This is a genomic window from Leifsonia sp. NCR5 (genome assembly GCF_002105485.1).
In the GTDB taxonomy this organism is placed as follows: Bacteria; Actinomycetota; Actinomycetes; order Actinomycetales; family Microbacteriaceae; genus Leifsonia.
This window is the reverse complement of record NZ_NCSR01000017.1, coordinates 75,221-96,504: the sequence shown is the minus strand read 5'-3', so window position 1 is coordinate 96,504 and position 21,284 is coordinate 75,221. Positions and strand designations below refer to the sequence as shown.

General features: G+C 69.8%; 20 protein-coding genes. 2 read left to right on the top strand and 18 right to left on the bottom strand.

The window, feature by feature from the left end; translation table 11 throughout:
- The 10 genes from mutM to B7438_RS14575 form a co-directional block, all read right to left on the bottom strand.
- Nucleotides 1-887, bottom strand: an 887-nt coding sequence (mutM, locus tag B7438_RS14620) for a bifunctional DNA-formamidopyrimidine glycosylase/DNA-(apurinic or apyrimidinic site) lyase (RefSeq protein ID WP_085370367.1), incomplete at its 3' end; no start/stop codon positions are given.
- On the bottom strand, nucleotides 865-1,578 hold the full coding sequence (rnc, locus tag B7438_RS14615; protein ID WP_085370365.1) for a ribonuclease III: 714 nt from the start codon (nucleotides 1,576-1,578) through the stop codon (nucleotides 865-867). The genes mutM and rnc, both read right to left, overlap by 23 nt.
- Before the next feature lie 27 nt (nucleotides 1,579-1,605).
- Entirely contained in the window at nucleotides 1,606-1,809 is a 204-nt protein-coding gene (gene rpmF, locus B7438_RS14610; RefSeq protein WP_055893012.1) for a 50S ribosomal protein L32, read from the bottom strand.
- Nucleotides 1,810-1,811: 2 nt separating this feature from the next.
- A complete protein-coding gene (locus B7438_RS14605; protein WP_373270201.1) occupies nucleotides 1,812-2,372 on the bottom strand; it encodes a DUF177 domain-containing protein in 561 nt (186 codons plus the stop codon).
- Nucleotides 2,373-2,383: 11 nt separating this feature from the next.
- Entirely contained in the window at nucleotides 2,384-4,651 is a 2,268-nt protein-coding gene (locus B7438_RS14600; RefSeq protein WP_085370364.1) for a DUF3488 and transglutaminase-like domain-containing protein, read from the bottom strand.
- Nucleotides 4,644-5,957 carry a DUF58 domain-containing protein gene (locus tag B7438_RS14595; protein ID WP_085370362.1) on the bottom strand — a complete coding sequence of 438 codons (1,314 nt, stop codon included), beginning with the start codon at nucleotides 5,955-5,957 and terminating at the stop codon, nucleotides 4,644-4,646. Before B7438_RS14595 ends, B7438_RS14600 begins: the two co-directional genes overlap by 8 nt.
- Before the next feature lie 3 nt (nucleotides 5,958-5,960).
- Nucleotides 5,961-7,067: a MoxR family ATPase gene (locus B7438_RS14590; protein WP_085370360.1), complete on the bottom strand. Its 1,107-nt coding sequence runs from the start codon at nucleotides 7,065-7,067 to the stop codon at nucleotides 5,961-5,963.
- The gene (coaD, locus tag B7438_RS14585) at nucleotides 7,064-7,546 is read right to left on the bottom strand and encodes a pantetheine-phosphate adenylyltransferase (protein WP_085370359.1); all 483 of its coding nucleotides are present in this window, start codon (nucleotides 7,544-7,546) and stop codon (nucleotides 7,064-7,066) included. The genes B7438_RS14590 and coaD overlap by 4 nt, the downstream gene beginning before the upstream one ends.
- A gap of 97 nt (nucleotides 7,547-7,643) precedes the next feature.
- The gene (locus B7438_RS14580) at nucleotides 7,644-9,851 is read right to left on the bottom strand and encodes an ATP-dependent DNA helicase RecG (protein WP_085370357.1); all 2,208 of its coding nucleotides are present in this window, start codon (nucleotides 9,849-9,851) and stop codon (nucleotides 7,644-7,646) included.
- Nucleotides 9,848-10,588: a hypothetical protein gene (locus B7438_RS14575; RefSeq protein ID WP_179150835.1), complete on the bottom strand. Its 741-nt coding sequence runs from the start codon at nucleotides 10,586-10,588 to the stop codon at nucleotides 9,848-9,850. Before B7438_RS14575 ends, B7438_RS14580 begins: the two co-directional genes overlap by 4 nt.
- Nucleotides 10,589-10,637: 49 nt before the next feature.
- On the opposite strand from B7438_RS14575, the gene rsmD reads away from it, so the two are divergent.
- Complete coding sequence (gene rsmD / locus B7438_RS14570; RefSeq protein ID WP_085370356.1) at nucleotides 10,638-11,204, top strand: 16S rRNA (guanine(966)-N(2))-methyltransferase RsmD; 567 nt, start codon at nucleotides 10,638-10,640, stop codon at nucleotides 11,202-11,204.
- A gap of 42 nt (nucleotides 11,205-11,246) precedes the next feature.
- Here the strand turns inward: rsmD and thiL are convergent, their stop codons facing one another.
- Nucleotides 11,247-12,248 carry a thiamine-phosphate kinase gene (gene thiL, locus B7438_RS14565; RefSeq protein ID WP_085370354.1) on the bottom strand — a complete coding sequence of 334 codons (1,002 nt, stop codon included), beginning with the start codon at nucleotides 12,246-12,248 and terminating at the stop codon, nucleotides 11,247-11,249.
- 24 nt (nucleotides 12,249-12,272) lie between these two features.
- On the opposite strand from thiL, the gene B7438_RS14560 reads away from it, so the two are divergent.
- Nucleotides 12,273-12,809, top strand: a complete 537-nt coding sequence (locus B7438_RS14560) for a DUF3515 family protein (protein ID WP_085370353.1) — start codon at nucleotides 12,273-12,275, stop codon at nucleotides 12,807-12,809.
- Here B7438_RS14560 and B7438_RS14555 read toward each other — a convergent pair.
- The 7 genes from B7438_RS14555 to B7438_RS14525 all read right to left on the bottom strand — a co-directional run bounded on the left by B7438_RS14555 (nucleotide 12,763) and on the right by B7438_RS14525 (nucleotide 21,259).
- Entirely contained in the window at nucleotides 12,763-13,842 is a 1,080-nt protein-coding gene (locus tag B7438_RS14555) for a ThiF family adenylyltransferase (RefSeq protein ID WP_179150834.1), read from the bottom strand. The two genes, B7438_RS14560 and B7438_RS14555, sit on opposite strands and share 47 nt — an antisense overlap.
- 107 nt (nucleotides 13,843-13,949) lie before the next feature.
- Nucleotides 13,950-16,451 (bottom strand): FtsX-like permease family protein, encoded by a 2,502-nt coding sequence (locus tag B7438_RS14550; protein WP_085370349.1) that lies wholly within the window; start codon nucleotides 16,449-16,451, stop codon nucleotides 13,950-13,952.
- Nucleotides 16,372-17,151 carry an ABC transporter ATP-binding protein gene (locus tag B7438_RS14545; protein ID WP_085370348.1) on the bottom strand — a complete coding sequence of 260 codons (780 nt, stop codon included), beginning with the start codon at nucleotides 17,149-17,151 and terminating at the stop codon, nucleotides 16,372-16,374. The genes B7438_RS14550 and B7438_RS14545 overlap by 80 nt, the downstream gene beginning before the upstream one ends.
- Entirely contained in the window at nucleotides 17,148-18,086 is a 939-nt protein-coding gene (locus B7438_RS14540) for a lysophospholipid acyltransferase family protein (protein WP_085370346.1), read from the bottom strand. Before B7438_RS14540 ends, B7438_RS14545 begins: the two co-directional genes overlap by 4 nt.
- A gap of 294 nt (nucleotides 18,087-18,380) precedes the next feature.
- Nucleotides 18,381-19,475 carry a D-alanine--D-alanine ligase family protein gene (locus tag B7438_RS14535; protein WP_085370345.1) on the bottom strand — a complete coding sequence of 365 codons (1,095 nt, stop codon included), beginning with the start codon at nucleotides 19,473-19,475 and terminating at the stop codon, nucleotides 18,381-18,383.
- Nucleotides 19,378-20,520: an NAD(P)H-dependent glycerol-3-phosphate dehydrogenase gene (locus B7438_RS14530; RefSeq protein ID WP_085370343.1), complete on the bottom strand. Its 1,143-nt coding sequence runs from the start codon at nucleotides 20,518-20,520 to the stop codon at nucleotides 19,378-19,380. Before B7438_RS14530 ends, B7438_RS14535 begins: the two co-directional genes overlap by 98 nt.
- Nucleotides 20,510-21,259, bottom strand: coding sequence for a 1-acyl-sn-glycerol-3-phosphate acyltransferase (locus B7438_RS14525; protein ID WP_247597368.1), 750 nt, complete (start codon nucleotides 21,257-21,259; stop codon nucleotides 20,510-20,512). The genes B7438_RS14530 and B7438_RS14525 overlap by 11 nt, the downstream gene beginning before the upstream one ends.
- Nucleotides 21,260-21,284 lie beyond the last annotated feature (25 nt).

The following is a 21,284-nucleotide window of genomic DNA, read 5'->3' as shown; positions in this document are numbered from 1 at the left end:
GGGCAGAAGTGGGAGGAGCGGTTCATGAACTGCTCGCGCACGATCGGCGTGCCGCAGCGCGGGCACGGCTTGCCCTGCTGGCCGTACGCGTTGAGGCTGTGCGAGAAGTAGCCGGAGGCGCCGTTGACGTTGACGTACTGGGCGTCGAAGCTGGTGCCGCCCTCCGCCAGCGCCTTCTGCAGCACCAGGCGCACCTCCGCCAACAGGCCCCGGATGCGCGCCCGCGAGAGCGACGACGCCGGCTGCGCGTAGTGCAGCTTCGCCGCCCAGAGGGCCTCGTCCGCGTAGATGTTGCCGATGCCGCTGATCAGGGTCTGGTCGAGCAGCGCGCGCTTGATGCCGGTATTCTTCCGGGACAGGGCGGCGGCGAACGCCGCATCCGAGAAGGCGGGGTCGAGCGGGTCGCGGGCGATGTGGGCGACCTGCGACGGCACGAGCGGCTCGTCCGTGCCCAGGCCGCCTGGCGCGCCGTCTGCGGTGGGGATGAGCGCATCCACCGCCATCGAGCCGAAGATGCGCTGATCGACGAAGTGCACCCACAGCTCGCCGTACCCGGGCTGCTCGATGTGCATCCGGATGCGCAGCAGCCCGTTCTCGACGGCGCCAGGCTCCCGCAGGAGGATCTGCCCGCTCATGCCCAGGTGCGCGACGATCGCCGAGCGAGACTCAGAAGCCGAGGCCGCAGCGAGCGGGATCCACAAGAACTTGCCGCGCCGCGCCGGGGTCTCCATCACCCGGCCGGTGAGCAGCGCGTCGAACGCACCGGCGACCGGGTCGTGGCGTTTCAGAGACCGCGGCTCGAAGACTTCGACGCCGAGGATGGTCGCTCCGGTGACGGCGGGCGCCAGGCCCGCCCGGACGACCTCAACCTCGGGAAGCTCTGGCACGTCGCTGCGTGAGGGTGGTCCAGGCGCTGAGCGCCGCGGCCATCTCGGCCTGCTTCTTGCTCGTGCCGTCGCCGCTCGCCGTGACGAGGCTGCCGACGGCGACCGTGGCGTGGAAGGTCTTGGAGTGGTCCGGCCCGCTGTTGGTCACCGTGTAGACCGGGATGCCGGCTCCGCGGTGGGCTGCCGCCTCCTGCAGGCTGGTCTTGGGGTCCATCGCCGCGCCGAAGCGGGCGGGGTCGTCGAGCAGCGGCTCGATCAGGCGCAGCACGAGTGCCGTCGCCGCCTCGCCACCCGCGTGCAGGTATGCGGCGCCGATGATCGCCTCGACCGTGTCGGCCAGGATGGAGGCCTTCTCGCGGCCGCCGCTCTGGTTCTCGCCGCGGCCGAGCAGCAGGTACTCGCCGAGACCGATGCTGCGCGCCACCTCTGCGAGGGCGACGGAGCTGACGAGGCTGGCGCGCCGCTTCGCGAGGTCGCCCTCGTCGAGCTGCGGGTTCTCCACGAACAGCTTGACCGTCACGGCCTGCCCGAGGATCGAGTCCCCGAGGAACTCGAGACGCTCGTTGTTCGGGATGCCGCCGTGCTCGTACGCGTACGAGCGGTGCGTCAGCGCAAGCTCGAGAAGCTCGGGGCCGATATCGACTCCGAGCTTCTCGATGAGTTCTGTACGCGCGACCGAATCCTCGGTCATCGCACGACTCCGTCCGTCATACGACGATCAGACGTCGGCGACCTTGCGGCCCTTGTACTCCATGAACAGGGCGGTGCCTGCGGAGTCCTCGACGACCTTGGCGCGGTGCGGCAGGCTGTACGTGACCTTGCCGCCCTCGACGGTCTTGACGAGCGTGGGGACCTCGGCCTTCCACTGCGAACGACGGGCGTGCGTGTTGGCGCGTGACTTCTTCCGCTTCGGAACAGCCATGGTTATCTCTCTTCTCTGTTACTGCTGCTGGTGGATTCAGTGGTGTCGGAAGCCTGGAAGGCCGCGAGCGCAGACCATCGAGGATCGACAATCGCTGTGGCTTCGCGGTCCGGCACATCCGCCAGCCGCTCCCCTGACTCGGGGTCGAGTCCTGGGCAGTCTGGCCGGCACACCGGCTGAAACGGCAGTGACAGCACTACCGCGTCCCTGATCAGAGGTTCAAGATCCACGTGGTCGTCGTGAACCTCAAAATCAAAAGCTTCGTCAGAAGAATACGCGAAAAGTTCCTGGATATCGACTTTGACAGGCTGCTCGATGTCGATGAGGCAGCGTCCGCAGACCCCGACGGCCGTCGATTCGGCCTCCGCGGTCACCAGAATGCCCTCGTGCATCGACTCGAGCCGGAGGTCGAGGTCGATGGTCGAGCCCTCGGGGACGCTCACCAGCCCTTCGCCCATCTTCTCCGCGACCGGCAGCTGGATGCGCTGCTCGCGCATCTCGCCTGGGCGGTGGATGATGTCGTACACATTGACGGTGTACGGCGTGGTTCTGAACTTGGTCACGAGCGACTATTTTACGCGGGTCTTCCCTGGTTAGGGGCCGGAGACCACGCGGCTGGGATGAGAGACACAGGAATGAGCGCCGCCTTGAGCCGCAGCGCTGCCCCGGCCTGCGCCTCCAGGGCGGCAAGAACGCGCGTCAGATCGTCGCCGAGGCCCACGGCGGTCGCCCGGGTGGGCGGCCCGTACGCATCCCGTTCTCTGACGGCCAGCAGCCTGCGCACAGCGTCCTCCCCCGGCGTTCCGGCCACGGCGGACGCCACCCGCACGGCGAAGGCGCGCGGGGTCTCGGTCGCCGGGACGATCCAGCCCAGATCCCTCGCCGTGTCCCGCAGCTCGTCCCAGGCCGTGGATGCGCCGCCCCACTGGTCGGTCAGCCTCCTCAGCCTGTTCCTGCGTCTCACCCTGCGCAGCACGGCCGGGGTGAGCAGCAGCGCCACGATGAGGAGCGCGACGCCGACGCCTGAGATCACCGGCTGCAGGGTGGACGGCGCCGTGGCCCCCGTCGGGCTGCCGAGGTTCGCCGGGTCGGTCGGCACGATGGCCTTGGAGCCGGCCGTCGAGGTCGAGGTGGAGCCGGGCACGACGGCGGTCGGCGTACTGTCCGGCCGGGTGTAGCTCGGGATGGTGCCGCGGCCGACGGTCGGCTCGAACGCCACCCAGCCGACTCCGGCGAAGTACAGCTCCGGCCAGGCGTGCAGGTCGTCGCTGGTCACCGTGTACTGGCCGGGGTTGTTGGCCGTTCCTCCGCTGGTCGCGCCGGGCAGGTAGCCCTCCGCGACCCTCGACGGGATGCCGAGCGCCCTGGACATCAGCGCCATCGCCGAGGCGAAGTGCACGCAGTATCCGCTCTTGACCTGCAGGAACTTGGCGATCACGCGCCCGCCGTCTCCGTCGAAGCCCTGCTTGAGCGGGGTCTGCGTCGAATACGTGAAGCCGTTGTCGCGGAAGTAGTCCTGCAACGCGACCGCCTTGTCGTACTCGGACACCGCGCCCTTGGTGGCGGAGATGGCGGTGCTGGCGATGATCGACGGCAGATCCGGAGGGAGGAACAGGTCGCGCTCGACCGAGGCCGGCACGAATCCGCCCGCCGCCTGCAGCTGGTCGGCCGTCGGCTGCAGCACGAGGCTGGTCGCCGTGTACTTCTGGCCCTGCGTCGTGGTGTTGATCGCGCCGACGGTGAGGTCGTCGGGATCCCACGACCAGGTGCCGCTCAGCCCGGAGACGCCCTGCACCGGATACGGCACGGGCAGCCAGCGGCTCTGCATGTTGTCGATCTCGACCTTCGTGGTGATCTTGGTGGTCGCGACCGTGTCGGAGAGCCCGAACACCGGCCCGATCGTGTTGCCGCTCGGCAGCCGTTTGGTGTCGCGCTCCCTGTGCTTCCAGACCGACCCGGTGAACTGGTCGAGCGACGCCAGCTTGAGGTACTGCCCGGACGATGCCGTCGTCGTGTACGTGAGCGCTCGCACGGCCGCCGGCCTGCGCAGATCCTTGCCGAGGTCGATCAGCGGCGTCACCGTGCCGCCGATCGAGATGCCCCCCGCCGTGAACGAGGTCGCGCCGCCCCTGTCGAAGCCCGGAGCCGTGCCGCCCAGGATGAGCGCGACCACCACCGCGGCCGCCGAGATCGAGAGGGAGGCCGTCGGCCGGGGCGTCCCCGGCCGCCTGGTGCGCACGTCGCAGCGCAGCAGCCAGAGGAACGCGGCGGCGGACGCCGCGAGCGCGAACGGGTCGAGCCCGTCGCCGAGCAGCGCGCCGGGCACCACGAGCACGATCCCCACCCCGAGCGCCGTGAACGCGGGCACCCGGAACGCGATGGCGAGGGTGTCGAGCAGGATGGCGAGGACGCATCCGCCGCCGACCACCAGGAACATGAACTCCGGCAGGCTCTCCGCCGGGGTGCCCTGCTGGTAGATCGACAGCATGGCCTGGTCGATGAAGTCGCCCCACGCCGCGAAGGTGCGCGGCGTCGGGAGGATGCCGAGCAGGCCGGTTCCCCTTCCGAAGGCCACGGTCATCACCACCGCCGCCTCGGCCAGCAGCAGGAGCGGCACGATGCGCCGGTGCACGCCGGCCGTGCGCAGCGCCGCTCCGGTGACCAGGAGCAGGGCGGCAGAGAACACCAGAGCGAACCACCAGCCCGCGCCCTGGATGAGGCCGACCAGCGCGAAGCTGACGGCGACCACCTGGATGAGCAGCGCCGTCGTCAGCCGCCAGTACCCCTGCCGTCGCTCCCGCACCAGCGGCACGGCGCCGGCGAACGCCTGCTCGCTAGCCACGGTTCACCGCCGCCCTGCGCCGCCCGAGGGCGCGCTGCCAGCTGTCGGCCGGGTCGTCCCCTCCCGAGAACGGCACGCAGAGCCATCCGGCGTCCGCCAGGACGTCCTCGACCTCCTGGGGCGCGGACGCCCCGATGAACGCGACGGCCGGGTCGCACATCGAGCGGACGGCGGCCAGCGCCCCGAGCTCGTTGAGGGAGCCGCCGAGGAGCACGGCGAACACCGGGACGGCGCGGCCGGAGCGGCGGAGCCCCGCCGCGAGTTCGGCGACCGCGTCGTCGCGGGGCACGTCGCTCGGTTCGATGCCGGCGAGGTCGGCGAGCAGCAGCCGGTCGGCGCTGCCGACGTCGTAGGTCGGCGTCGCTGCTCCCAGCGTTCCGGTCCTGCCCGCCCCGCTCCTGCCGGAGAGCTGGCGCGGCCCCGTCTCGACGACGCTGACCACGAAGCCCTCGTCGAGGAGGTGGACGCCGATCGAGGCGACCAGCTCCACCAGGGTCTCGAACTCCGCATCCGGTGCCGAGACGTCCCTGGTGTCCGCGATCAGCCACGCCTCCGGATTGCTGCGGCGCTCCTCCTGCCGCACCATGAGTTTGTCGTGGCGTGCCGTCGCTCGCCAGTGCACGCGGCGCAGCGGGTCTCCCGGCCGGTACTCACGCGCGATCAGCTCGTCGGCGCTCGGGATGCTGTGGCGCAGCAGCTCGTGCTCCGTGCCCTCGCTGCGCGCCACATCCAGGTCGCCGCCCGGCAGGGCCGTCACCCGCGGGGTGACCACGAACTGTTTCGGCTGCCCGAGGGCGTACTCGGCGTACGCCAGCCCGAACGGGTCTGTGCGGCTGACGATGAGCGGGCCGACCGGATGCGATCCCCGGTGTTTGGCGCGCACCTCCTGCCGCAGCACGATGGTGTCCCTGCCGTGGCTCACGTTCTGCTGGTGGGCGCCGAGCCGCGGGAACGGGGCCTGGCCCTGCACCCCGACCGCCGGAGGGGCCGACTCGCGCCAGTTCGCGGCCGGGCTCGGTCGGGGAGACTCGTTGCGGGCCGTCGTCACGACGGTCGCGGTCTCCCCCGCCGCCACGATGTCCGGGTGGAAGCTGCGGGTGACGGTCAGTCTCGGGCGGTCGACGGTCACCGAGATCATCGCCGCCAGCGGCAGGACAGTGAGGAACACGCCGACGAACAGCACGTCGGTGCGCCCGAGCGCGACCGAGGCGACGAGCGCGACGACACCGACGGCGAACAGCGCCCAGCCGCGGACGGTCGGCCGGGGTTTTCTGACCGGCGACGACGTTCGGGCGCGCCGCGGCATGGCTCAGCCCGCCTGCCCTGCCCTGGTCGGGCGGTTCGCACCGTCCGGACGGCCGGAACCCCCCGCTGCCCCGATCGCGCCGGAGCCGACGGGCACGGGGGTCGCCGCGACGATCCTGCGGACGATGTCCGCGATCACCGGCGCGCTCTCGTGGTGGTGGCCGAGCGCGCGGCTGGTCGGCAGCAGCCGATGCCCGAGCACGGGGACGGCGAGCGTGTCGATGTCGTCGGGGAGCACGAAGTCGCGGCCGTCGAGCGCCGCCATCGCCTTCGCCGCCCGCACCAGCTGCAGCGTGGCCCTGGGGCTGCCGCCGAGGCGCAGGTCCCTGTCCTCCCTGGTGGCGCGCACGATGTCGACCGCGTACTGCTTGACCGGTGTGGAGGCGAACACGCTGCGGGCGGTGGTCATCATGGCCCGCAGCTCGTCCGAGGTGACGACCGGCCCGATCCGGGAGAGCGGGCTGGAGGTGTCCCTGGTGGTGAGCATGGCGAGCTCGGAGGCGTCGTCGGGGTAACCCATCGCGATGCGCGCCATGAACCGGTCGCGCTGCGCCTCCGGCAGCGCGTACGTGCCCTCCATCTCGACCGGGTTCTGCGTGGCGACGACGATGAACGGCGCGCTCAGCGGGTAAGTGGAGCCGTCGACCGTGACCTGCCGCTCCTCCATGCACTCGAGCAGCGCAGACTGGGTCTTGGGGCTCGCGCGGTTGATCTCGTCGCCGATGACGATGTTCGCGAACACCGCTCCCGGCTTGAACTCGAACCGCCGCTCCGCCTGGTTGTAGACGGACACGCCGGTGACGTCGCTCGGCAGCAGGTCCGGCGTGAACTGGATGCGGCTCACCGTGCAGTCGACCGACTTCGCCAGCGACTTCGCGAGCATCGTCTTCCCGACGCCCGGCACATCCTCGATCAGCAGGTGCCCTTCGGCGAGCAGCACGGTGAGCGCGGTCTGGACGGCGTCGTGCTTGCCGTCGATGACCGACTCGACGTTGGCGGTGATCTGGGCCGCGGCGCGCCTCAGCTCATCGAGGTCCATCCCGGTGGCGTGGTCCGTCTCATCGGGGGCGACCGACGATTCGGTCGGCTGGCGCGTCGCGTAACTGTTCATGTCTCCTGCAAATACTCGTAGACGGCGGTGGGGACGTATGGACTCACGTCACCCCCGAGCGCGGAGACCTGGCGCACGAGGGAACTGGAGACGTGGGCGTTGGCTGGGTTGGGCAGGATGAACACGGTCTCGACCGCTGCGAGGTGGCGGTTGACGATGGCCATCGGCGTCTCGTACGCCACGTCCACCTGCGACCGGATGCCCTTGACGAGCACGTGCGCCCCGACATCGGTGCAGTAGTCGACCAGCAGGCCGACACTCCAGGATGCGACGACGATGTTCCCGGGGATCCCGGCGTCCGCGATCGAGCGCTCGATCAGGGCGACCCGCTGAGCGATGGGCAGGAGGGCGCTCTTGTCCGGGTTGTGCACGACGAGCACGTGGACCTCGTCGAACAGGCCTGCGGCACGTTCGATGACGTCGAGATGCCCGAGGGTGACCGGGTCGAACGATCCAGGGACAACGGCGATCCTGTTCATAGACCTTCAGACTATCCCGCTGTACCCGGCATTTCGTTGTGAATCCGTTACCAAAGTATGGCCGTGGCGCCGCCCCCTTCCAGGGGCCACCGAGCGGTCAGGATTTGCCGAGGAAGGCCCGTTCGCTCTCGTCCAGTCGCCGTGCGAGGGCGGCGGCCAGTGCGGGGTGCGCGGAGAGCCCTCCGTCGTCGTCCAGCGTCTCCTGCGCCGCCGTCCTCGCCTCCGCGATCAGTTCCCCGTCGGAGGCCACGCGCAGCAGCCGCAGCGACGACCGGCCGCCGGACTGCCTGCTGCCGAGCACGTCGCCCTCGCGGCGCAGCTCCAGGTCGATGTTCGCCAGCTCGAAGCCGTCGAGCGTCGCGGCCACCGCCTCGACCCGCTCCCTGGCGAGCGTCTCCTGCTCGGCGGAGGTGACCATCAGGCAGAGCCCTGGCACCCCGCCGCGGCCGACCCGGCCGCGCAGCTGGTGCAGCTGCGAGACGCCGAACCTGTCCGCGTCGAGGATGACCATCGCCGACGCGTTCGGCACGTCCACTCCGACCTCGATCACGGTGGTGGCGACGATCAGGTCGAGGTCGCCCGCGGCGAACGCGCGCATGATCTCATCTTTGGCGTCGCTGCTGAGCTTGCCGTGCAGCATCCCGATGCGCGCATCCCGGAACAGCGGGTCGGCGCGCACCTGCGCCGTGACGGACTCGACATTGGCGATCGGGCGCACAGGGGCGCCGTCCTCGTCCTGCTCCGCCTCTTCTCCGTCGTCCTCCCTGTCTTTGCCGGTGATCGCCGGGCAGACCACGAAGACCTGTCTGCCTTTGGCGATCTCCTCCGCCGCGCGCTCCCAGATGCGCCGCTCCCAGCCCGGCCGGTCGGCCAGCGGCACGACGAAGCTCTCGATGCCCTGGCGGCCCGCCGGCAGCTGGGCGATGGTCGACACGTCCAGGTCGCCGAACACCGTCATCGCGACCGTGCGCGGGATGGGCGTCGCCGTGAGCACGAGCACGTGCGGAGGCGTGCCGCCCTTCGCCCGCAGCGCCTCGCGCTGCTCCACGCCGAACCGGTGCTGCTCGTCCACCACCACGAGCCCCAGGTCGAAGAACGTCACGGCGTCGCCGAGCAGCGCGTGCGTGCCGACCACGATGCGGGCCTGGCCGGACACCGTGCGCAGCAGCGCCTTCTTGCGCTCGGCGGTGGACAGCTGCCCGGTGAGCAGGGTCGGCATCAGGTCGGCGGCGAGGTCCGGCCCGAGCATCTTCACGATCGAGCGCAGATGCTGTCCGGCGAGCACCTCGGTCGGCGCGAGCAGTGCGGCCTGGCCGCCGGAGTCCGCGACGGCGAGCATCGCCCTCAGCGCCACCAGGGTCTTGCCGGAGCCGACCTCGCCCTGCACCAGCCGGTGCATCGGGGCGGTGTCCGCCAAGTCGCGCGCGATCTCTGCCCCGACCGTGGCCTGGTCGGCGGTGAGCTCGAACGGGAGCACGGCATCCAGCCTGTCGAGGAAGCCGCCCGTCTTCGCCGTGCGCGGGGTCGCGGCGATCGCCCGGGAGGCCGCGCGCTGCTGCAGCAGGGCGGCCTGCAGCACGAACGCCTCGTGAAAGCGCAGCGTGTCGCGCGCCCGCTGCCACTGCGCGTCCTTCTCCGGACGGTGCATGTACTCGTACGCGGTCCGCAGGGCGAGCAGGCCGCGCTCGGCCACGATCCGCTGCGGCACCGGGTCCGAAACGTCGGTCAGCGCCTCCAGGGCGAGCGCGACGGCCTTCTGCACCTGCCAGCTGGCGACGGTGCCGGTCGCCGGGTAGATCGGGATGGGGGTCTGCGCCCAGTTCTTGGCGGCGGCGCTGCCGGGGACGACGGCGTTCTCCGCATCCGGCTCGAACAGTTCGTAGTCCGGATGCGCCAGCTGCAGGGCGCCGCGGTAGTCGGACACCTTGCCGGCGAAGATGCCGCGGACACCGGGGACGAGCTCTTTCGCCCGCCACGCCTGGTTGAAGAAGGTGAGGGTCAGGATGCCCTCTCCGTCGGTGATCTTCACCTCGAGGATGGAGCCGCGGCGGGCGCGCATCGGGCGCTCCTGCACGCGGATGACCTCGGCCACGATGGTCACGTTCTCGTCCAGCGGCAGGTTCGCCAGCGCCGTCAGCTCGCCGCGCTTGGCGTAGCGGCGCGGATAGTGGCTCAGCAGGTCGGAGACGGTGCGCATCCCGAATGCCTTCTCGAACGCGGAAGACGTGCGCCCGCCGAGGACCCCGCTCAGCCGGGAGTCGAGACTGATCGCACCATCGACGGCCGGTGCGGAAACGGAACTCATGGTTCGATCGTATGCGCCGCGTCCGTCAGTGCCGCCAGTTCGGCCGCGACGGCCTCGTCCTCCGGCTGCTCGGCGGCGAGCCGCTGCTGGATGCGCCTGGCCTCCTGGATGCGCCCGAGCTCACGCAGGCAGCGTGCGACGGTCCACGCCGCCGCGAAGCGCTGCTCCGGCGTGCCGTAGCGCTCTGCCGCCTCCTCCGCCGCCTCGAACTCGGCGAGCGCCGACACCGGGGTGCCCTCCTCGAACAGCCGCCAGCCGCGGTTGTTGTGCAGGGCGACCGCCCAGCGCAGTGTGCGCGGGTCGTGGCTGGATGCGAGGTCGGAGAGTCCCTCCGCGGTCCAGTGCTCCGAGCGCTCCGGATCGGAGATGGCGAGCATGTGGGCCGCATCGACGGCGAGGAAGGTCTCTCCCTGGCGCCGGGCAGCACTGAGGGCCTCCTCGAACAGCGCGGTGGCCTCCGCGGTTCGTCCCGCGGAGTTGCGGAGTCGTCCGCGTTCGAGCAGCACGCGCACGGCGAGCGTGTCCGTGGCGGGGATCAGCAGGTCGAGCAGGGCGTCCGCCTCGTCGAAGCGGCGCAGCAGCCCGAGCGCGCGGGCGCGCTGGGTCTCGAGCTCTGCCCTGACCAGTTCGGGCCGGTCGGGCTCTGCCGCCGCTGCGGCGAACCGGTCGGCAGAGGCGACAGGGTCGTCGAAGTTCCAGATGGCGTCGAGTTCTGCCTGTTCCAGGCGATCTACCATCCCTCCATCTTGGCCGCCCTGCCGTCGCTGACGCTAGGCTCGAATTGCCATGACACGTATCGTCGCCGGATTCGCCGGCTCGCTCAGCCTGCAGGTGCCGAAGAGCGGAACCCGCCCGACGAGCGACAGGGTGCGCGAGGCGATCTTCTCCGCGCTCGACGCGCGCGACGCCGTGCACGGCGCCCGGGTGCTCGACCTGTACGCCGGATCGGGCGCGCTCGGCCTGGAGGCCGCGAGCAGAGGCGCGACGCACGTCACGCTGGTGGAGAGGAACGCGGACGCCGCCCAGGTCTGCCGCAGGAACGCGCAGTCGGTCGCGAAGGCCGCGCCGCGTTATGCGGTCCCCGTCATCGAGGTGCGCGGCGCGGCCGTGCAGAGCTACCTCGCCGGGGCCGGCTCGACCTACGACCTCGTGTTCATCGACCCTCCATACGAGGTGGACGACGCCGAGCTGCTCGCCGTGCTCACCGCTCTCGTGCCGCGCCTCGCCCCGCACGCCACGGTGTGCGTCGAGCGCAGCACCCGCACGCCGGAGCCGACCATGCCGGACGGCCTCGTGATCGAGCGCCGCAAGGACTACGGCGACACGGCGCTGTACTGGCTCGAACGCGACTGACGCTACAGACGCCGGTCGTGACCGACCTCGATCTCGCGCCGCTCAGCCCGCGTTGCCGTCCCAGCCCTCGTACGGGTCCCAGCCGCCGCGCGCGTCGAACGGCCGGCCGCCCACCAGCAGGCCGTCGCCCTCCCGCACCGTGCCGATCGCGCGGAAACCGCCCGGCAGCTCCGTCCCGGCCGGGAACGTCGCGAGGAGCCCGTGGTCCTCTCCCCCGGTGAGCGCGGCCTGCACATCGCCGCCGAGCGCTGCAGGGTCGATGTCGAGCGCCACGCCGCTCGCCAGTGCGACTCTGCGGGCGTCGAGCGCCAGCCCGTCGCTCAGGTCGAGCATGGCGGTGGCGCCCGCGACGGCGGCGAGCGGCCCATCCTGGATCGGCGGCTCCGGACGCAGCTGGGCGGCCACCGCATCCGGATGCTCGCGCAGCACCTCATCGAAGCGCGCCCTGTCCGGCTCCCCCGTCTCGTCGACCGCCCGCTCGAACAAGAGGCGCAGCCCGGTCCCTGCACGCCCGAGCGCTCCGGACACCGCCAGCACGTCGCCGGCGCGCGCTCCGCTGCGCAGCACGGGGTCCCGGCCCTCCAGGTCGCCGAACGCGGTCACGGCGATGGTGAACGTGTCCGAGGCGGACAGATCCCCGCCGACCACGCCGCATCCGGGGGCGAGGGAAGCGCAGGCGTCGCGGAACCCGTCGGCGACGCGTTCCAGGTCGTGGACGGGCGTTGCGGACGGCGCGGCGATGGCGACGACCATCGCGGTGGGCACGGCCCCCATCGCCGCTACGTCGGAGAGGTTGGTCGCCGCGGCCTTCCAGCCGAGGTCGTACGGCGTCGACCAGGCCAGCCGGAAGTCCGGGCCGTGCACCATCATGTCCGTCGTCACCACGTACCGGCCGTCCGGAGCCGCGATCACGGCGGCGTCGTCGCCGGGCCCGACGATGGTGGCCGCGGACTCCGGCAGCCGGGGGAAGATCCGCTTCAGAGTCTCCACCTCGGACACCTCGCCGATGGTCGCTCCCGCGGTTCCGCTCCCAGACATCGTCATGCATCAAACGGTAGCCTGAAACCGATGTCCACCCGTCACCGCGCCCAGCGTCGCACAGCAGCCATTCTCACCATCGTCCTCGGCGCAGGCATCGCCCTCGCCGGGTGCGCGCCGATCGTCTCGCTCCAGCCGGCGGCCGACGCCAACGATCCTGGATGCGCGGAGGTCAGCGTCCGCCTGCCCGACAGCGTGGGCGGCAAGGCAGAGCGTCAGACCGACGCCCAGGCGACCGGCGCGTGGGGCGACCCGACCGCGGTGCTGCTGCGCTGCGGCGTGCCGCCGATCGGCCCGACCACCAAGCCGTGCGTCTCGGTGAACGGCGTCGACTGGGTGCTGATGACCGAACCGGATGCGAAGACAATCGTCTACCAGACGTTCGGCCGCACCCCGGCCACGGAGGTCGTCATCGACCACGTCGCCGGCGTCTCGGACGCGTCGGTGCTCCCCGAGTTCGCCAGCGCCATCCAGACCATCAAGCAGACCAGCAAGTGCCTGTCGACGCTCGACACGTCGCTCACCCCGGCGCCGACCCCGACCCCGACGCCGACTCCGACGCGCTAGACGACGGCTCTCGGCTGAGCGCAGTCTGCCCGTCGGCGTGGATGCACCTCGCACAATCGACGGCGGGCTCGACGCGGCGAATGCGCCAGTCCAGACTCATGATGTCCAGTTCCCGGACGTGGTCGGCGAGACCGAGCGGGAGGCCGAGCAGCACCCGCAACGCCTCCCAGGCCGTCAGGTTCCCCACCAGACCGGACACCGGCGCGATGCTCCCGCCGGCGTCGCTCCTCCCCTTGAGCGTCGTCATCGAGAGCCGACGGTGGTCGTCTCGTGTCGCGTCCCGGATACAGCTCCAGCAGACTGTCTTGCCCGGCACGACCGTCACGCCCGGAGAACCGAGGTTTCCTCCGTACGCTCCGCCGACGATGTGAGGGATGCCGGACACCTGCGCGCACTCGGCGACGATGTCGGACAGTGCGAACGGATCGGGCTCGTCTCCGCAGCTGATGACGAGGTCGGCGCCATCGACGAGGTCGGCGAGATGGGACGTCGACTCGACCGACCGCCGGTGCCCAGACACCACGATGCCGTCGGTGATGTCGCCGAGGCGATCGCGCGCGGCGTCGATCTTCGCTGTACCGACCTGCACGGTCGAATACAGCGGCTGTCGGTTGAGGTTCGACAGCTCGACGACATCGGGGTCCACGATGTCGAGCCGACCGACCCCGGCCATCGCCAACGACTGGAGCACCCACGATCCGACACCACCGATACCGACGATGACCACCCTCGCATCGCCGAGTCTGTCCTGCAGGGCTCGCGGCGATGCGGGGAGCTGCGGGAAGGTCGCGATCATCTCCTCGAAAAGCAGTCCCTGGCGGGAGTGGCGGGCATCGCCCGCCCACCGCTCACCACGGCTGAGGAGTCGCTCGTCTCTCAGCACGTCGAGACATGCATCGACCGCGTTCGCGCTGTCGGGGAATTCCGCGACGGCTGTCCGAAGCTCGGCGATGGAACGCGTGCCGTCGATCAGCGGGATCAGCGCGATGACCGCATCCGTTGCCTGGAACTCCTTGACGCGCAGATCGCTCACTGAGATGAACTGAACCGTCTGGTCACGACGGAAGGCGAGGACGCTGCTCCGGAGCCGAGGGTGACTGTGCGATTCATCCATGACAACCTCCTGCATCTGTCGACGACCTACTGCGCGGCCAGAGCGACGACGGTGTCGACCGCACTCGCCCTTCTGGCCGGGCCGATCGAGGCCGTCACGAGGAAGACGACGGTGACCACAGCGATCGCCAGCCAGGCGCCCGGCTCGAACGCCGGGGCAAGACTCACCCCGAGAGAACCCGCGATGACCTTGGTCAAGAGCACACCTGCGAGCTGACCGAGGCAGAGACCGATGGCAAGAGAGGCGAGCGACACACCGATCGCGTCCCACAGCACGAGCCCGGCGACCCCGCGCCGTGTCGCCCCGACAGCGCGAAGGGCACCGAACTCGGCCTGCCTCTGATAGACGGAGAAGGCCATGACACCGGCGATTCCGATGGACCCGAGGCCGAAGGCGATGAGGACGACCGCGAAGGCGGACGCCGAATACGCACCGAGTTCGCTGGTCGCCCGCTCCCGCATCGCGGCCGCCGTGATGACCGTGAGCCCAGGGACGTCGCCGAGCTCGTCCGCGACTGCATCCCGTACCTCCACGGGATGGGCACCCTCGGCGACCGAGGCGTTCCAGCCCGTCTGACCTGACATCCCCAGTGCTCGGGCGATCGGGAGCGGAACGACCACCTGCGTCCCCGTGACCAGCGAATCGAACGTCCCGACGACAGCCAGGCGTTCGGACGCCGTTCCTCGCGTCAGTGTGACTTCGGAACCGACGCCGGCACCGCTGGATGCCGCCAGCGCAGCAGGCAGGACGATCCCGCCCGACTTCTCCAGGGCGGCCGGCGTGGTGTGGTCGTCTCCGGCGTTCCACGGGAGCTGCGCCGTCTGGAAATAGGTGGCCGGATCCACTCCGAGCACGCTGACCGCCGCGGTCTCGCCGTCCGGGCCGGAGAAGGCCCCCCGGTCGGCGATGGTGCCGGAGACGATTCGCACGCCGCTGACGCCCGCGATCCTCTCCGTCGCCTGCGCATCCAGGGGCACCGTGGACGTGACCTGCACGTCGGCCCCGAACTGGCGGGAGATCTGCACAGACATCGCCGTGCTGATTGCCGAGACCCCGATCACAAGCGCGAGGCCGAGACACGCGATGGAGGCGGTCATCGCCGAGATCATGCCCAATGGGTTCGTCCGTTGCAGGCGTCGCGCGGACGCCCGCGCCGACCAGGTCGGCAGCCCGGGCATCCTGGCCAGCAGACGTAGAGCGACCGGCGCCAGGAGCATGGATGCGGCGATCAGGCCCACGAGCGAGGCGATGGTGAGCGCGTCGTGATCGACGAACAGCGTCGCCACCGTCGGTGCCAGCACCGCGACCACGACAAGGAATCGACTCCAGCCGGTCATGCGGCGCCCACGATCCTGCGTGATCGTGGAGATCGGCGGGCGGCGCACCACCGACACGATTGACCTGCACGCCCCGGCCAGACCGGCAATGAGTCCTGTCGCGAACGCGATCGCGACCTGCCAGGGACGCACCTCCATCGGTGGAATCGGCAAGCCGTTGCTGGAGGTCAGGAGCAGGTTGAGCACCGCGCTCACTCCGAACCCCGCACCGATTCCGACGATGGAGCACACCACGCTGAGCATGGTCGCCTCAGCAAGCACGCGTCGCCCAAGCCACGCGCCCGAAGCGCCGACGGTGCGCATGACCGCGTATGTGCTGTCCCGTGCACGGATCGCTGCTCCGAGCGCGACGGCGATCAGGATCGCGGCAACGCCCATCGTCACGGCGGACGCCAGCACGAGGACCAGCGTGATCGTCGACAGGAGGGGTCCGAAAGCAGACGTGACGGCCGAGGTGTCCTGGAGCACCAGCCCGGGCGGGAGCTTCGCCGCGTTCGTCGCTTTCCAGTCGTCGGCAGAGCCAGAGAACGTGAGGTCCACTCTCGTGACCTGCGCCGGGAGGTCGAAGATATCCTGAGCCGTCGGCAGGCTGACGAAGATGTTCTCGTAGGCGAGCACTCCGAGGCTTCGGGGGTCGGCGATCCCGACCACCTCCAGGGCGCGCCGTCCTGTCGTGGCCGCGAGCGCGATGTCGTCTCCGACCGTGACGCCGAGGCGCTCCGCAATATCCGACGGGAGCAGTACTTCTTCGCTTCCCTCCCGTGGGAGCCTGCCCTGGGAGGCGAGCCGGCTGATCGCCTCGTTGAGATCGGTCGAATATCCCGTGACTGTCAGATCGCTGCGCGACCCCCTCGCTCCCTCGACGGACGACCCCCGGCTGAGCGTGGTGACCGCCAGTCCGACTCCTGGCAGCTCCGCGACGGCGGCGGCGTCCTCTTCAGGGATGGCCGCCCCCGGCGTGCTCGACACGATTCCGGCTTGCCCGATTCCGCCGAGCGCGTCGACGCCCGCCGAGAGGGTCGCTCCGACGGACAAGGAGGTGAGGAGGGTACCGAAGAGCAGCGCAACGCCTGCCGTCAGCGCCGACGCTGCGACTGCGTACCGGCGCCCCTCAGCGAAGAGCTGACGCAAGCCACGAGCGAACATGTTCACCCCGCTCGACGTCGGAACGGCCGGCAGTGGCCCTGTCATGGCTCAGCTCGTCGACGATGACGCCGTCTCTGAGCGCGATGACACGATCGGCGAACCCCGCCGCCCGCAGGTCGTGGGTCACCAGGACGCCGCAGCGGACCTCGGAGGCATCGAGTCCGGTACGAAGGAGATTCAGGATGATGTCGCTGTTCTTCGTGTCGAGGTTTCCTGTCGGCTCGTCGGCGAGGAGGACGTCCGGTCGTCCGAAGATCGCCCGGCCGAACGCGACCCGCTGACGCTGCCCTCCGGAGAGCAGGTTCGGCATGCGCTCGGCGTGGTCGACGAGATCGAGTTCCGCGAGCACATCGAGCGCGCGCGGGAACCACTCCGCCCGCTTCGCGTTCGCGACGATCGCCGTGAGCGCCACGTTCTCAACGACGGTCATGGTGGGGACGAGGTGGAACGACTGGAACACGAAGCCGACATGGTCGCGGCGGAACACCGTCCTCTGCCGTTCGGTCTGCGCCGTCACGTCACGTCCAGCGAACGAGATCGTTCCGCTCGTCGCAGTGTCGAGGCCGCCGATGAGCTGGAGAAGCGTGGACTTGCCCGACCCGGACGGGCCGACGATGGCAACGAGTTCGCGTTCATGGACCGTGAGGTCCACTCCGCGGAGCGCCGCGATCTCGTTTCCGCCGGAGTCCGTATACACCCGGGTGAGCCCCCGCACGGCGAGAATCTCCTGCGCACCTGCGATCACGACGCCACCGCCGGACGTTCCGGCTGCATCCGATCGAACTCGTACCACATCTCCCACTCGCCGAATTCGCCATCGAGCAGCGTCGACTCGATGACCGTCCACAGCCTGGCGAGCGCGCTCGCGTCGTCCGTGCTCGTCCGAGGTGCGGGAATCGGCTCGTGATACTCGAGTTGGTAGTGCCCGTCGGCGGAGGAGCGCAGAGTGATGGGCACCATGGGCGCCCCCGCTGCGCGGCTGATGAGAACGGGTCCGAGCGGAGCGTTCACCGTTGTTCCGAGGAAAGGCACCCGCCGATGGTGTTTGTCCACCCCGCGAGGGTCCAGCTCCGGGAAGAGGGAGAAGGCCCGACCGGACCGGAGAACGGCCAGGGCTCGCCGGAAGGTGGACTCGGATCCCAGCTGATGCGCGTCGATGTCGAGTGAGGGGAAGGCGAACCGGTGGAGCGCGTCGAAGTTCATCCGGTTGAACACGAGGCTGACCGGCATATGGTGCGCCATCAACGGACCGATCGGATAGGACGGCCCGACGTGGAGCGGAAGCGCCAGCACGCCGTGACCAAGGCTCTGGGCACGGCGGAGATTGTCCAGGCCCGTAACCGTCACGACCCGATCGAAGAGGGCGTCCGGCTCATTCAGCCAGAGACAGAGGAACGTCGAGTCGAATTGCAGCCGCGGCCCGTAGACGGAGAAACGCCGCGCCTGTTCCGCCTTGTCGAGGCTGTCGAGAGCCGGCGCCTGATCCATGAACGCCACCGTGCGCTCGTAGATGGCGTCCGGGTGTTCCGCAGGAGGGACGTCCTCCAGGTAGGAAGCCTGGGCGTAGTCCGAGAGCTCGGACATCAATGCCCACGCCCGTTCGGGTCCGGCTGCCTTCAGCGAAGCGAAGAGAGCCGGATGGTCCGGAAGCTCGAAGATGTTGAAAAGCGGCATGGCCATGCTGGCGGGATCCCTTCATCGACGCCGATTGTCAGAGAGCGGGCGGCGTGAGTGCGGCGGCGATCACCGCCGCACTCAGACGAGTCAGCTGCACATGCACTGGCTGCCACAGGCGAGCGTCGCTCCGGCCTGCAGGTCGATGTCCTTGACCTTCTCCACGGGAATCACCTCCTCACTGAATCGATGCCCACGACTGGGCGTTGATTCAGTGTTCCGAGGTTAGGTCTGCAATGTCAATCAATGCATTTCTTAGTCTGACATTACATACAGGTATTTATGTTGCGCGCGCGTCGCTCAGGCTGCGGCGCGCGCCAGCGCTACGTCGATGAGCTCGGTGATCAGCGCCGGGTATGCGAGGCCGGACTCCTGCCAGCAGCGCGGGAACATCGAGATCGGCGTGAAGCCGGGCATGGTGTTGATCTCGTTGATGACGAAACCGTCCGCGGTGAGGAAGAAGTCGACGCGGGCGAGGCCCTCTCCCCCGATGGCGTCGAACGCCTTCGCCCCGAGCGCCTGCATCGTGGCGAGCTCGTCGGCGGTCAGGTCGGCCGGGCACACCAGGTCGATGCCGGGCGCATCCAGGTATTTGGCTTCGAAGTCGTAGAAGTCGCGGCCGGTGACCACGATCTCGCCGGCGACGGAGGCGCGGGTCGCCTGTCCGGGGCGGCCGCCGAGCACCGCGATCTCCACCTCGCGGCCGACCAGGCCGGACTCGATGAGCACGCGGTCGTCCTCGGCCAATGCCGTCTCGATCGCCGCGTCGAGCTGCGACCAGTCGGAGACCTTGCTGACGCCGACGCTCGAACCGGCGCGCGCCGGCTTCACGAACGCGGGGAGACCCAGCTCCTCCGCCGTCCTGCGCACCGCATCCTTGTCGGTGCGCCACTCGTACGCGGAGACCGTGCGCCACGGCGCCACGGGGATGCCCGCCTGCTGCAGCACGGTCTTCGTGAAGTGCTTGTCCATCCCGAGCGAGCTGGCCAGCACGCCGCTGCCGACGTACGGCAGGTCGACGAGCTCCAACATCCCCTGGATGGTGCCGTCCTCTCCCCACGGGCCGTGCAGGATCGGGAACACCAGGTCGATGTCGCCGAGCGACCGCGTCTGGCCACCCTCCGTCACCGTGAGTTCGCGCGTAACGGCGCTCTCCGGCCAATGGATGCGCGTGCCGTTGTCCTCGACGGCCGGCAGCTTCTCGGCGTTCAGCGCGAACAGCGCCGCGTCGTCCGGCTGCAGGGTGAACGCACCGTCGCGGGTGATGCCGACGGGGATGACCTCGTAGCGGTCGCGGTCAATCGCGCCGAGCACTCCCGCGGCCGTTGCGCAGCTGATCGAATGCTCGCTTGAACGCCCCCCGAAGAGAAGCACGACCGCGATTCGGTCCGTCATCCGTTGTCCTTTCACCCTGGGGTTCGTCCGAATCGGTGGTGAGATGCGGCGCGATGTCTTTCGGATCGAGCGTACCGGCAAGCACCTGGCTCACCTGGCGCACGATGGGCATGTCCACGCCGCGGGCCTCTGCCAGCGTCAGGATGGGGGCGACGGACGCCAGACCCTCCGCGGTCTGGTTCATCTGCTTCACGACGTCGTTGAAGCTGTAGCCCTGGCCGAGCAGGCGGCCGGCGGTGTTGTTGCGGCTGAGCGACGACTCGCAGGTGGCGATGAGGTCGCCGAGACCGGCGAGGCCGGACAGCGTGACAGCCTCCGCGCCGTATGCCACGGCGAAGTCCGTCATCTCCACCAGCCCGCGGGTGATGATCGACGCCTTGGTGTTCTCGCCGTAGCCGACACCGTCGACGATGCCGATGGCGACGGCGATCAGGTTCTTGAGCACGCCGCCGAACTCGGTGCCGATCACGTCGGTGTTCACGAAGCTGCGGAAGTAGCGGTTGGTGGCGGCCATCGCCACCGCCTGCGCCGTCTCGAGGCTCACCGACGACACGACAGCGGCGGTCGGCTGCTCGCGCGCGATCTCGAGCGCGAGGTTGGGACCGGAGGCCACGGCGATGCGCTCCTGCTCGATCGGCAGCCCCTGGGCGATCACCTCGCTCATCCGGAGGCCTGTGCCCTTCTCGACGCCCTTCATCAGGCTGACGACGATGGTCGACGGGCCGAGGTACGGCGCGATGGCCTCCAGGTTGGAGCGCAGGGTCTGGCTCGGGATGGAGACGAAGACGAGTTCCGCATCCCGCATCGCATCGGACAGCTTGGACGTGGCCTTGAGGTTGCGCGGAAGGTTGATGCCCTCGAGGTAGTCGCTGTTGCGCTTCACCTCGTTGATCTCGCGCGCCAACTCCGGACGGCGCGCCCAGAGGGTCACGTCGGAGCCGCCGTCCGCGAGGATCTTCGCGAACGTCGTCCCCCAGCTGCCTGCGCCGAGGACGGCGATCCTGCGGGGGGCGACGACGGGGCGTCTGCCAGCGCTAGCCTTCAAAACGGCCGGTCTCCTTCTGGTCGTGCTCGGCGGGGTTCCACCGGACTGCAGGCGCCTTCTCGCCGCGGAGGTCTTCCAGCAGCGCAGTGATGGCGTCCATGATGACGGCGGTCGCTTCGTTCAGCGTCGCCGCGTCGAGGTTGCGGCCTCGGAAAGCGGACAGGTCGACGGGGTCGCCGATCTTGACCTCGATGGTCTTGCGCGGGAAGAAGCTGATCTTCTTGCCGTAGCGCGCCATCACGTGCTGGGTCCCCCAGTGCGCGACGGGGATCACCGGCAGGTCGTTCTCGAGCGCCATCCGCGCAGCGCCCGTCTTGCCGCGCATCGGCCACAGGTCGGGATCGCGGGTGAGCGAGCCCTCCGGGTAGATGATGACGATGCGGCCGTCCCGCACGATCTCCTTGGCCGCCGTGAGCGGCGCTGAGCCGCGGGTCGACCCGGCGCGCTCGACCGGCACCTGACCGGACTTGCGCAGGAACCAGCCGACCACCGGGATGCGGAACAGGCTCCCCTTGGCGAGGAACCGCGGCATCCTGCCGAGCTTCCAGGAGACCATCCCGACCATCACCGGGTCGATCTCGCTGTAGTGGTTCGGCGCGACGACGTACGCACCGCGGCGCGGCAGCTTGTCGCCGTCCTGGATGCGGAACCGCACCGCGATGCTCATGATCGGGATGACGATCCCCGCGAGCACCCAGAAGATCGAGGGCCTGCTCGTCTCCTTGCGCGGGAGCTTCACGGGTGTGCTCGGTCGATCGGTTGCC